The 12,865-nt window shown below is 53.5% G+C and carries 9 protein-coding genes; 4 read left to right on the forward strand and 5 right to left on the reverse strand.

The features are described 5' to 3' along the window. Positions 1 to 952: ATP-binding cassette domain-containing protein (locus VJY99_RS17425; protein WP_324120727.1), on the reverse strand; the 952-nt coding region annotated here is incomplete at its 3' end. A gap of 188 nt (positions 953 to 1,140) precedes the next feature. Here VJY99_RS17425 and VJY99_RS17430 point away from each other — a divergent pair. Next, on the forward strand, positions 1,141 to 2,220 hold the full coding sequence (locus tag VJY99_RS17430) for an oxidoreductase (RefSeq protein ID WP_324120729.1): 1,080 nt from the start codon (positions 1,141 to 1,143) through the stop codon (positions 2,218 to 2,220). Positions 2,221 to 2,313: 93 nt separating this feature from the next. On the opposite strand, the gene gdhA is transcribed toward VJY99_RS17430, so the two are convergent. From gdhA to VJY99_RS17445, 3 genes are all read right to left on the reverse strand, one after another. Beyond that, complete coding sequence (gdhA, locus tag VJY99_RS17435; RefSeq protein ID WP_324120731.1) at positions 2,314 to 3,657, reverse strand: NADP-specific glutamate dehydrogenase; 1,344 nt, start codon at positions 3,655 to 3,657, stop codon at positions 2,314 to 2,316. A 93-nt stretch (positions 3,658 to 3,750) separates the two neighbouring features. Next, positions 3,751 to 4,446, reverse strand: coding sequence for an enterobactin synthase subunit EntD (gene entD / locus VJY99_RS17440; protein WP_324120733.1), 696 nt, complete (start codon positions 4,444 to 4,446; stop codon positions 3,751 to 3,753). Between the two features lie 18 nt (positions 4,447 to 4,464). Further along, positions 4,465 to 6,747, reverse strand: a complete 2,283-nt coding sequence (locus VJY99_RS17445) for a TonB-dependent siderophore receptor (protein ID WP_324120734.1) — start codon at positions 6,745 to 6,747, stop codon at positions 4,465 to 4,467. Between the two features lie 278 nt (positions 6,748 to 7,025). Between VJY99_RS17445 and fes the strand changes: the two genes are divergently transcribed. The 3 genes from fes (at position 7,026) to VJY99_RS17460 (ending at position 12,572) form a co-directional block, all read left to right on the forward strand. Then, positions 7,026 to 8,273 carry an enterochelin esterase gene (gene fes / locus VJY99_RS17450; protein WP_324120736.1) on the forward strand — a complete coding sequence of 416 codons (1,248 nt, stop codon included), beginning with the start codon at positions 7,026 to 7,028 and terminating at the stop codon, positions 8,271 to 8,273. 35 nt (positions 8,274 to 8,308) lie between these two features. After that, positions 8,309 to 8,530: an MbtH family protein gene (locus VJY99_RS17455; RefSeq protein ID WP_324120738.1), complete on the forward strand. Its 222-nt coding sequence runs from the start codon at positions 8,309 to 8,311 to the stop codon at positions 8,528 to 8,530. Positions 8,531 to 8,666: 136 nt separating this feature from the next. Continuing rightward, entirely contained in the window at positions 8,667 to 12,572 is a 3,906-nt protein-coding gene (locus VJY99_RS17460; protein ID WP_324120742.1) for an enterobactin synthase subunit F, read from the forward strand. Between the two features lie 38 nt (positions 12,573 to 12,610). On the opposite strand, the gene VJY99_RS17465 is transcribed toward VJY99_RS17460, so the two are convergent. Further along, the coding region (locus VJY99_RS17465; protein WP_324120740.1) for a HigA family addiction module antitoxin at positions 12,611 to 12,865 on the reverse strand (255 nt) is incomplete at its 5' end.

Below are 12,865 nucleotides of genomic sequence, written 5' to 3' on the forward strand. Positions count from 1 at the left end.
CGTTCAGTTCACCGCGCTTTACCTGGCTGCGCGTGGCGCCAAACAGCGCTTTGCACAGCTCTGTTTTACCGGCACCAGCAAGGCCTGCAATGCCGAGGATTTCGCCTTTGCGCAACCGCAGCGAGATGTCGCGCAGCAGCAAATCGTCGTGTAGCCCTTCGATATGCAGCAGCGTTTCGTCGGCCACGCTGGGGCGTTTAGGTGGATAGATATCGTCTAACTGATGGCCCAACATCTTCTCAACAATTTCTTCACCGCTCAGGGTGTTCATCGGCGCGCTTTCGATAAGTCGCCCGTCGCGCAATACCGTCATGCGGTCACATATCGCTTTCAGCTCGTGAATGCGATGCGAGATGAATACCACGGCGATGCCGTTACGCTGCAGACGCCTGACCACGTTGAATAAATGCTCGCTTTCATGCTGGTCAAGTGGGGCAGTCGGTTCATCGAGAATCAAAAAGCGGCAATGATGAGAAAGGGCGCGCGCCAGCAGGATTTGCTGCTTTTCAGCAAGTGAACATTGTTCGATGCGTTTGCGAATATCGATATTGACTTCCAGTAGCGCGAGCGCTTCCTGAGCCTGTTTGCGTATTTGTGGCCAGTGGTAGAAGTGGCCCACTTCCGAGAGCCTATCGAGCATGATGTTTTCTGCCACGCTAAGGCCCGGGATCAGCGCCACGTCTACTTCCTGCTGGACGATATGAATGCCGAGCTGTTTAGCATCACGTGGGGTGCGAATATCAACCTGCTCACCGTTAATCAGGATTTGCCCCTGATAATGGTCATGGGCGCCCGATAACACCGCCATTAGCGTAGATTTTCCGGCCCCGTTTGCGCCGGTCAACGCATGAATCGAGCCACCATCCAGGGTGAAATCCACCCGGTTAAGCGCATTGAAGCCAGCAAATGCGATGGAAATGTCTCGCATTTCAAGACGGTGATGTGTGGTCATCGTTTAGCCAGCCTTAGGGATTAATAAATTGATTTATCAACTTTTTAGCGGGCAAAGGGGCTGTGAGCAACTAACCAAAATGCATAAGATAAAGCAAAATAGTATTAGCCGTCCGGATGTCCAGACATATCATCGTACTAACAGCATCCCGCGCGCAATAAATGAGAAGAGTAAAAAGGAACATTATTATGACCACTACCGCGATCCGCGTTGTCACCGGCCCGGCAAACTACTACTCCCATCCAGGGGCCCTTGCCAGGCTGAACGAATTTTATACCGATGAGCAGTTGCAAAACGCAGTGTGGATCTACGGCGAGCGCGCGATAGCGGCGGCGCGTCCTTTCCTGCCTGCTGCCTTTAACGCGCCGGGTGCTAAGCACATCTCTTTTGGTGGCTACTGTCGCGAAAGCGATGTGCAAAAGCTGGTGGCTGAGGCGGGTAATCGCCAGGTGGTGATTGGTGTTGGCGGGGGGGCGCTGCTGGATACCGTGAAAGTGGTGGCGCGTCGTTTGAATGCGCCCGTGGTCACGATACCGACTATTGCCGCAACGTGTGCTGCCTGGACGCCGCTTTCGGTCTGGTACAACGATGCCGGACAGGCGCGGCACTTTGAGATTTTCAATGACGCTAACCATCTGGTACTGGTTGAGCCGGAAATTATCTTACGTGCACCGCAGGAGTATCTGCTGGCAGGCATCGGCGATACGCTGGCGAAATGGTATGAAGCGGTGGTGCTAAGCCCGCAACCAGAAAGCTTGCCGTTGACGGTGCGCCTTGGGATTAACGCCGCACTGACCCTCCGTGATGTGCTGCTGGAGAGCAGTGAAACAGCGCTTGCGGACCAAAAACGGAGTCAACTGACGCAGGCTTTCCTCGATGTGGTTGACGCCATTATTGCCGGCGGCGGTATGGTCGGTGGGCTTGGCGAACGCTATACCCGGGTTGCGGCAGCGCATGCGGTACACAATGGTTTAACCACATTACCGCAGACTGATCGTTTCCTGCACGGCACAAAAGTGGCCTACGGAATTCTGGTGCAAAGCGCATTGCTGGGGCAGGAGGATGTTTTGGTCGGATTGGCTCAGGCTTTCAAGCGATTCAATCTCCCCACCAGGCTGGCGCAGCTTGACGTGGATATCCATAACCGCGAACAGTTGGATAAGGTGATTACCCGTACCCTCGAAGCAGGGGAGTCCATTCATGCGCTGGCGGTGAAATTAAGCCCGGAAGTGTTACTGGCAGCGTTTGAGCGAGTAGAAAAACTCTAGCTTTTAGGGCGTTGTTTTAGGGCGTAGTCGTACCAGATAAAAATAGAGGGCCAATGGAATTGGCCCTCTATAAACATTCTCAGGGATAAAACCTTACAGCACGCCTTGTCCCAACATGGCATCGGCAACTTTTACGAAGCCTGCAATATTTGCCCCGCGGACGTAATGCGTTTGCTTAGCTTCACCGCCGTAATTCACACAGGCTTCGTGAATATCGAGCATGATGTGGTGCAGACGGATATCCACTTTCTCAGACTTCCAGCTCAGGCGAGCTGCGTTCTGCGCCATTTCCAGACCTGATGTTGCCACGCCGCCCGCGTTTGCTGCTTTACCTGGTGCGAACAACACGCCTGCATCAAGGAACAGATTGGTGGCTTCAATGGTGGTCGGCATATTTGCGCCTTCGGCTACTGCTTTCACGCCATTGGCGATAAGCGTGCGTGCGGCTTCGGTATCCAGCTCATTTTGTGTGGCGCACGGTAGCGCGATATCCACCGGTACGCTCCACGGTTGCTTGCCTTCGAGGTATTGCAAGCCAAACTCTTTAGCATAATCGGCAACACGTCCGTCGCCGCTGGCTTTGATTTGAGTCAAACGTGCCAGCTTCTCGGTGGTGAAACCGGCTTCATCAACGACGGTGCCATTGGAGTCCGACGCAGTCACCACGCGAGCACCCAGCGCCAGGGCTTTTTCGATAGCATATTGCGCCACGTTACCGGAACCAGAAACCGATACGCGCATCCCTTCAAAGCCCAGACCATGACGTTGAAGCATGGCATCGGTGAAGTAGATCAGACCGTAACCGGTGGCTTCCGGACGAATCAGACTACCGCCGAATGACAACCCTTTACCCGTGAAGACGCAAGCGGTGTTGTTGGAGAGTTTTTTCATCATCCCCGCCATATAGCCTACTTCACGCCCGCCAACACCAATATCACCTGCTGGAACGTCAGTATCAGGTCCTAAATGGCGATACAACTCCATCATCAGCGCCTGGCAAAAACGCATGATTTCGCCTTCGCTTTTGCCTTTCGGGTTAAAGTCGCTGCCGCCTTTACCCCCGCCCATCGGCAAGGTTGTCAGCGCATTTTTGAAGGTTTGCTCAAAGCCTAAGAATTTCAGAATCGACAAATTCACCGATGGGTGGAAACGCATCCCACCTTTGTATGGCCCAATTGCCGAGCTAAATTGCACCCGCCAGGCGCGGTTAACCTGCACCTGATTTTTGTCATCAACCCAAGTGACGCGGAACTGAATCACACGCTCGGGCTCCACCAGGCGTTCCAGCAGAGCGGAACGGCGGTATTGCGGATTTTGTTCGAGGAATGGCCACAGCGTGGTCATGACTTCACGTACGGCCTGAGCAAATTCAGCTTGGTGTGGATCGCGTTGTTGTACGGACGAGAGGAATGATTCCAGAGAAAGCGAATTTTCCATAGATTTATGAATCCTTGTTATAAGTTATATATGTTGTGTCTTTTGAATATAACATTCACTTATTACCCAACCGCAAGCAATTTCTCTTTATTATCATCCAAGCCGTATTAAAGTTATTAATTGCGCTGCGTTACTTCTCCATATTACTTTGAATTTATTGTCTTTTCTGTAAGGCCCAAGCGCGTGATTGAGCGTCAGAGTCAATTGCTCGTCATCAATTTTACTTATGGCAACGGCTGAAAAATCAAAATAGCGCCCGACGTGGCGAAACAACGCTTTGAATAAGCTCTCTTTAGCCGAAAACGCCAGGGTTAATGCGTAATGAAAAGGGAAGGGGGAAGCGGTGAGTCGTTCTCTCTCCGCGCTATCAATAATGCCGCCATAAATATTTTGCGCCACGGCTGGCGTGATTATTTCTTCATAATCGATTCCAATGCCCACCGGCATGAGTGGGGAGTCAACCATCACCGTTGCCAGCGCGATATTGCCGCTGTGCGTGATGCTGCCGGTAAATCCAGGCGGCCAGCAAGGTTCGCGGTGCAAACCGATGCCTGGGACATAATCCGTTATTCCATGAAAACGCAGTGCTTCTCGGGCGGCGATTCTGCCTGCCAGATGTTCGGCTTTGCGCTTAGTGACGGCATTGGACAGCTTGTCGTGATGGGGCAGCCAAAGCAGGTCGTCACTGCAGAAGGTAGAGGGGTCAAAATCTACACGGAATATGCGCTGCTGCGGGAGGAAGTCGAATTGAGAGAGGTGGGTTTTCATGCATTTTAAAGGAGGAGGCAAGCCTCCTCCTCTCCATACTTAGAAGTGCGTATTCAGACTGACATAGTAAGTCCGACCGGACTCGTTATAAGTTTCGGCACCTGCACCGTACATATAACCGCTGTTCCCACCTGTCGTCTGGGCATTACCCGCACGCCAGTGACGTTCATCGAAGATGTTATCGATACCCGCCGTCAGGCTCACGTTTTTGGTCGTATCCCAGGTCCCGCTCAGGCCAACAATGCTATAAGGGCTAACTTCGTTGGTTTCTGTCCCAGTGGCGGGCTGACCTTTGTAGTTGTACTTCTTAGGCTCTTGTTTGCCGTACCAGGTCAAGGTCGATTGCACCGATATGTCCTGGCGAACCTGCCAGCTCAGCGTGGAGTTCAACGTATATTCTGGAATAACAGACAGACGCTCGCCGGTCTCCTTATTCTTACTTTCCAGCATATAAGTGATGTTATTCGTCCAGTTCACCGTATCGGAAACCGGCACGTTTAACGCACCTTCCAGCCCTTCTACCAGTGCCTCAGGAATATTTTCCCACTGATAAATATCAGTTTTTGTGCTGCCTTTTGAAGTCTGGCCGATAGGGGCATAACCCGCTTCAATCTTATTACGGTAGTCGTTACGGAACCAGGTCACACCTGCAAGCCAGCCGTCACGTTTGAACTCAAGACCGATCTCTTTGTTGATGCTAGTTTCAGCTTCAAGAGAGTCATTACCCATCATGTAACAGCCAGTGCCCGTACTACTTGCATAACACCCCTGACCCTTACTGTAGAGAATATAGTTCGGGTTGGTCTGATACAGGTTTGGTGCTTTATAAGCGCTGGCGATCCCCATTTTCAGCGTGAAGTCATCGCCTAAACCTTGTGATAGGTTCAGTGACGGGCTCCAGTTGTTGCCAACGATACTGTGGTGATCAAAACGCAGGCCCGGCGTCAGCATGGTGCTGTCGGTCACTTCCATGTTGTCTTCAGCAAACAACGAGAAGATCTCTGCCTGGGAGTAAGGGCTTCGGCCTGTGCTGGTTGACCCAGGAATATTTCCGCCCATAAAGGCCTGATTATTCGAGCTTAAATCTTTCATCTTCTGCTGGTTCCATTCGGTACCCAACGTCAGGTTCTGATTCACAACGAAATCAATCGGGATATTCACTTCGCTGTGCAGTAGCACGTCGCTCAGGTCGATATCACTGAATTTATCGCTGGAGAAAATCCCTTCGGTGCCACCGGCCAGGCCTTCCTGCATGCGCGAGTTGCGGGTGTGCTCATACTGCACCCAGTTACTGGTCGTCAGGCCGCTATCCCAACCGCCGTTCCAGGTCAGCGAGTAACTCTGGCGATAAAGACGGTTAGTCTCGTTGCCATAGTTATCTTTAACGATTTGGTTGGTATTGGTGTTCTGCGTATCGCCGGAATACAGGTTGCCCTGGCGGCTGTAGCCCGCTTCCAGTTCCAGTGATTGCATAGGCGCAAAGTCCCAACGCACCACACCGTTCACGTCTTTGTTGGTCACACCTTCACGCCCTGCTGGCAACGTATCAGCGTAAATCCCGGTACGTTCAGATTGGTGACCCTGGTTAATGTCCCAGGCATCAGCCTGAGTTTTATCCAGGTTGCCGTACAGACGGAAGCTGAAATCCCCGCCCAGCGGGCCGCTCAGGCTAAAGTTGGTACGTTTGGTCGAGCCTTCATCATTGTGCTCAGGGGCGTTGAGATAGGTGTTCCAGGAGCCGTGCCATTCACCGCTTCCTTTTTTGGTGATGATATTCACCACACCACCTGCCGCACCGTTACCGTAACGCGCGGCGGCAGGGCCACGGATGACTTCAATGCGTTCAATCATTTCCGGTGGTACCCAGCTTGAGTCGCCACGGGTATCACGCTCACCACGCCAGCCCAGACGCACCGAGTTACGGCTGGTGACAGGTTTGCCATCGATAAGAATCAGAGTGTTTTCCGGGCCCATGCCGCGAATATCAATCTGGCGACCGTTACCACGCTGGCCGCTGGTGGAGTTACCGGTGAGGTTCACACCCGGCATGGTACGGACGATTTCGGAAATATCACGCGCTGGTGGGCGCTTCTTCAGTTCTTCAGCGGTAATAGTCGACACACCCGGAGCCTGCAAATTTTGCTCGGCAGCGGTAACAACCATGGTGTCTTCGTGAGTCGGATTCTGCGTGTCGTCGTTATCGGAGGCAGCGGTCTGAGCCGTTGCGGTTGCCGTCTGTTCTGCCGCAAAGGCAGGAGCAGCGACTCCGTATATCCCCAAATTAATTAACATAGCGAGGGAATAGTTAATTTTTTTATTCATTATGGCGGCCTGCTTTTCCGCTCAACCCGAAGTCACTCCTTCCCAGAGGATCGGGTAAAGCATGGATTTCACATAGTGATACCGAGATCTCCTCGCCAATCGCCCTGAAATGAGGAAATTGTGCGGTCAAATTCGGCAATTTATTGTTTTTGCACCAGTAAGCGGGTAGCTCCAGGCGCGGAAATACGCTATTGCAAATGCAAATAATTATCAATAGTATTATCAATATATTTCAAAGTAATTGAACGTTATCAATAATTTCATAGGGTTATACTCGAGTGGGAAATTTTCTGACAGGAAGTGAAGGTTGGTGGCAGGAAAAACGGGCGCAAGGGATCCCCGTGGTGACATGCGAAAAAGAGGGCCAGTGTGCTGTGACTTTCCTGTGGCGCGATCCGCAAGGCAGTGAGCAAACCTCACCGATTAAACGAGTCTGGATTTACATCACGGGCGTCACCGACCATCACCAACGCTCTCGTCCGCAAACCCTTGAACGCCTCGCGGGCACTGATGTCTGGCAATGGGAAACTCAACTCAGCAGCACCTGGCGCGGCAGCTACTGTTTTATTCCCTCGTCGTGCGAAGAGGATTTCCCTGCGCAGGCATTCGAAGGTACCGTGCCGGAACTGATGGCGTTGCGTGAAGGCTGGCGGAAATTGCTGCCGTGCGCGATTGCCGACCCGCTAAATTCCAACAGTTGGATCGGCGGGCGCGAGCATCCTATGTCAGCGCTTCATCTGCCAGATGCGCCACCGCAAGCCGCCTGGGAGCATCCCGATACGCCCTATACCGGGGCGACGTGCATCTCCTGGAATAGCCCGCTCTTGAACACTCAGCGCCGGGTGTGGATTTTCACCACCGGCGAGGCATCACCTGAACAGCGCCCGTTGGCGATTTTGCTCGATGGGCAATTCTGGGCTGAAAGTATGCCGGTATGGCCCGCATTGCAGGCACAAACTGACAACGGTGAACTGCCGCCTGCGGTTTACGTGCTGATTGATGCCATCGACAACGCAACGCGTAGCGATGAGCTTCCGTGTAATGCGCAGTTTTGGTATGCGGTACAAGAAGAGCTTTTACCACAGCTTCGCGCACATATTCGCTGGAACGAAAACCCTGAAACGACTGTGGTCGCGGGGCAAAGTTATGGCGGGCTTTCATCCCTTTACGCCGCACTCCACTGGCCGGAACAATTTGGCTGCGTGCTGAGCCAGTCCGGTTCGTATTGGTGGCCTAAGCGCGAAACAGCAGGGCAAGGTGGGCAACTGATACAGCAGCTGGAAGACGGGTTACGGTGCGATAAACCGTTACGCATCTATCTGGAGGCAGGGGTCAGAGAACCACTCATCCATCAAGTCAATCAACGAATTTATCCCTTACTACAACAAACACAGCGAGCGGTTTTCTACCGTCAGGTTGACGGTGGGCACGATGCGCTTTGCTGGCGAGGCGGCCTGCTCGACGGTTTAGCCTGGCTGTGGCATTGCCCGTCACACTTCAAGCAGCAGGGCGTTGATGGCAACTAGAATTGCATATGGCATTGATAGAAAAGGAATAAGGCATGGAATTCAGTAACCCTTTTGATGCGCCACAGGCCCGTTTTTTCATTCTTGAAAATGCGCTACGGCAGTTCAGTTTATGGCCGGAACATTGCGCATTACCGGATGGCTGGCAGGTGGCTTGTGCACCCGCATCAAACGAAGAATGTCATCGTTGGCTATTTGAGCACTGGAGACAGTTGCAACCTGCAACTTTTGCGCAAGATGGGGTGATCGGTGAGTGAATTGATAATGACTTCTGCACAACAACAACACCTCGATACTCATCTCGACACTGATCTCGACTCTAATCTGGACTCTAATCTGGACTCTAATCTCGACACTAATCTCGACTCTAATTTCGACACTGATCTCGACACTATGCCGCTGGTGGCGGCGCAACCCGGCATCTGGATGGCGGATCAACTCTCGCCACAGGCGAATGCGTGGAGTGTGGCTCACTACGTAGAATTAAACGGCGGGGACAAATTAAACGGCCAGCTCAATGAAGCGCTGCTATGCAAGGCTATCGTCGCCGGAATGAAAGAGGCCGACACCCTTAGCATGCGCTTTAGCGAAGTGGATGGTGAAGCGCGCCAGTGGGTTGCTCCTGACGCCTCGTTTACTGCGCCGCTTTGCTGCGATCTTCGTGACGCTGCCGACCCTGAAGCGACGGCATTGACCATGATGCGCGACGATCTCGAGCAAGACTTACGCATTAATAGCGGCAAACCGCTCTACCATCATCTGCTACTGCGAGTGAGCGAAACGCGCTGGTTCTGGTATCAACGTTTCCACCATTTGGTGGTTGATGGCTTCAGCTTCACCGCCATTACCCGTCGCATTGCCCATATTTATAGTGCTTACAGCCACCACCAGGCGCCTGAACCGAGCCCGTTTTCCCCGTTTAGTGAAGTGGTCACGGAATACCAGCAGTACCACAAATCTGACGCCTGGCAGCGTGATGCCGCGTTTTGGGCCAGTAAAGCCAAACAGCTACCGCCTCCTGCAACACTTTCAACTCAACCGCTGGCGGGCCTGGGTTCCACCACGCAACTGATTCGCCAGTCGCTGAATTTTGACCGAGCTGAGTTTCATGACCTGGTGAATAGCGCACGGCTTAATAATCTGACCGCTGCCGATATGGCATTAGGGCTGGTGGCCTTGTGGCTCGGGCGGTTAAGCGGGCGCGCTGATTATTCCGCAGGCTTCATTTTTATGCGTCGCATGGGTTCTGCTGCGTTATGCGCAACCGGCCCGGTGGTAAACGTGCTGCCGTTTGGTGTGCGTATAGATCCGGACTTTACCCTTGCCGGACTCGCCACAAATCTTGCCAAAGAGTTAAAAGGTATGCGCCGTTACCAGCGCTACGATGCCGAACAAATCCAGCGTGATTTAGGGAAAATTTCCAGCAGTGAGCCGTTATATGGCCCGGTATTGAACTTGAAAATGTTTGATTACCGCCTGGATTTCAACGGCATTGAAGGGATTACGCATCAACTGGCATCTGGGCCAGTCCGTGACCTGGAAATTGCGCTGTATATCAGCGAACAAGGTGACTGTTCGCTTGAGATACTCGCCAACGCCGAACGCTATGATGCACACACGTTGCAGCAACATCTCGCCCGTTTGCCGCTACTTTTGCGCCAGTTTGCGGCCAATCCCGCATTACGTTGTGTGGATGCTGAATTGCTACAAAAGTCCGAAATCGAACTTTTGGCAAGCGTCAATGCCACGCAAACATCGGTTCCCGCGACAACCTTAAGCCAGTTGATTGCCGAACAGGTTCTGCGTACGCCACACGCACCCGCACTGGCCGATGAAAACCATCAGTTCAGCTATCACGAGATGCACCAACAAGTGCGTGCTTTGGCGGGTGAACTGCTAGCGCGAGGCGTGAAGCCCGGTGATGTGGTTGCTGTGGCATTACCTCGCTCGGTGTTTTTATCACTGGCGTTGCAGGCCATTGTTGAAGTGGGGGCGGCCTGGTTGCCACTGGATACCGGTTATCCCGACGAACGCCTGCACATGATGCTGGAAGATGCAGCACCGCGTTTACTGCTGACCGCGCTTGATCAACTGCCGCGCTTTAGCAGCGTCCCAGGTTTGCAAACCTTCAGCTATCAAACGCTGCTGGCAACCCACAATTTACCGGAACGGCTCTGTGTTTCACGCCCTGAGCACACCGCATATGTGATTTTCACCTCCGGTTCTACAGGCCGCCCGAAAGGGGTGATGGTGGGGCAACAGGCCATCGTTAACCGCTTATTGTGGATGCAAAATCACTACCCGTTAACTGACGACGATGTGGTTTTACAGAAAACCCCGTGCAGTTTTGATGTGTCAGTTTGGGAGTTCTTCTGGCCGTATCTGGTGGGGGCACAACTGGTGATGGCGCCGCCGGAAGCACACCGCGACCCTGAAGCCTTACAGCAACTCTTTACCCGTTATCGCGTCACGACCACTCACTTTGTTCCATCGATGTTGAGTGCCTTTGTCGCGGCACTGAGCGACGAGGCCGCAATTGCAAGCTGTGGCACATTACGCCGTGTTTTCTGTAGCGGAGAAGCGCTTCCAACCGAGTTGTGCCGCCAGTGGCAGCAACTGACCCACGCGCCGTTGCACAACCTTTATGGGCCAACGGAAGCCGCCGTTGACGTGAGTTGGTATCCGGCCTTTGGCGACGAACTGGCGCGGGTATCCGGCAGCAGCGTGCCGATTGGCTGGCCGGTGTGGAATACCGGTTTGCGTATTCTGGACTCCGCCATGCGTCCGGTCCCTCCTGGTATCGCAGGTGACCTTTACCTCACAGGCATGCAACTGGCACAGGGTTATTTATCCCGCCCGGATCTCACCGCCAGCCGCTTTGTTGCTGATCCTTTTGCCCAAGGCATGCGGATGTATCGCACCGGAGATGTGGCGCGTTGGCTCGATGATGGCGCGGTGGAATATCTCGGGCGTAGCGACGACCAGTTAAAAATCCGCGGTCAGCGTATTGAATTAGGGGATATCGACCGTGCGTTGCAGGCGCTACCGGATGTCGCGCAAGCTGTCACTCACGCGTGTGTGCTCAACCAGGCGGCAGTAAGTGGTGGCGATGCACGCCAGTTGGTGGGTTACCTGGTCTCGGCGTCGGGCCAGGAATTGCCCGTCGAGTTATTGCGTGAACAGCTTAGTGCGGTACTGCCTGCGCATATGGTGCCGGTGGCGATTATCCAGTTGGATGAATTCCCGTTGAGTGCTAACGGCAAGCTGGACAGAAAAGCCCTGCCGTTGCCAGAACTGGCGTTACGCGCCAACGGGCGAGCACCCGAATCGACGCTGGAAATTGTCATTGCAGACGCTTTTGCCCAGTTATTAGGCTGTGAAATTCAGTCGGTGGATGACGACTTCTTTGCCCTCGGCGGCCATTCATTATTGGCGATGCGACTCTCCGCCGAATTGCGTCGCACTCTTGCAAGACCGGTAACGGTTGGGCAGGTGATGGTGGCGTCCACCGTTGGCCAACTTGCACAAACCCTGGCGCAACAACACAGCGAAGAAGAAGCCAGTCGCGCAGGTTTTGATGCGGTGCTGCCGCTGCGTAAAAGCCACGGACCGACGCTTTACTGCTTCCATCCGGCGTCAGGTTTTGCCTGGCAATTTAGTGTGTTGCAGCGCTATCTCGACCCGCGCTGGTCGATTACCGGCATTCAGTCGCCTCGCCCGAGTGGCCCGATGCAGCAGGCGGAAAATCTGGCGCAGGTTTGCGAGTTGCATCTGCAAACCCTGCGTCAACTTCAGCCGCATGGCCCGTATTATCTGCTGGGATATTCATTGGGCGGGACGCTTGCGCAAGGTATTGCGGCGAGGCTTGAGGCTTCAGGCGAAGAAGTTGCCTTCCTTTGTCTGCTCGACACTTGGCCGCCAGAAACACAAAACTGGGCCGAGAAGGGCGCGAATGAGCTCGATCCTTTAGTACTTGAAGAGATTAACCGGGAACGCGAAGCCTTTGTTGCCGCACAGCAAGGCCAAACGTCCAGTGCGCTATTCGAGGCTATAGAAGGGAATTACGGTGACGCGGTGCGGCTGTTAACCACCGCGCAAAGCGTGCCATTTGGCGGGAAGGCGACGCTATTTGTGGCCGAACGCACGTTACCTGCAGGAATGGACCCGCAAAAAGCCTGGGCACCGTGGATGGGGGAGCTTGAGGTGTTCCGTCTGGATTGCGCCCACGTCGATATTATTTCGCCAACAGCTTTTGAGCAAATAGGCCCGGTGTTGCAGCGGGTGCTGGCACTGAGCTAAATAAAGCGGCGGATAGTAGGTGCTATCCGCCGTGTCGCTTATGCAGCCCGAGCTTTACGCTCTAGCATATCTTTGAGTGTGATGATGCGGCTGATTTCTACCTGGGTACGCGGATCGTTTTGGATCTCCCAGATATCCAGATTCGTTTGTAGATTGAGCCAAAAATCGACAGAAGTATCAAACGCTTTGGCCAGTCTGAAGGCCATATCTGTGGTGAGTTTACTGTTGTTATTGAGCAATTTGCTCACCGTATTACGATGTACCTGAAGCATTTCGGCCAGGTCGTTAATGCG

It is taken from the genome of Buttiauxella sp., assembly GCF_035271705.1.
Classification (GTDB): domain Bacteria; phylum Pseudomonadota; class Gammaproteobacteria; order Enterobacterales; family Enterobacteriaceae; genus Buttiauxella.

Coding starts and splice junctions, on each gene's coding strand:
- VJY99_RS17430 (WP_324120729.1), top strand. CDS start 1,141: ATGACCACTACCGCGATCCGCGTTGTCACCGGCCCGGCAAACTACTAC.
- gdhA (WP_324120731.1), bottom strand. CDS start 3,657: ATGGAAAATTCGCTTTCTCTGGAATCATTCCTCTCGTCCGTACAACAA.
- VJY99_RS17445 (WP_324120734.1), bottom strand. CDS start 6,747: ATGAATAAAAAAATTAACTATTCCCTCGCTATGTTAATTAATTTGGGG.
- VJY99_RS17455 (WP_324120738.1), top strand. CDS start 8,309: ATGGAATTCAGTAACCCTTTTGATGCGCCACAGGCCCGTTTTTTCATT.
- VJY99_RS17460 (WP_324120742.1), top strand. CDS start 8,667: ATGCCGCTGGTGGCGGCGCAACCCGGCATCTGGATGGCGGATCAACTC.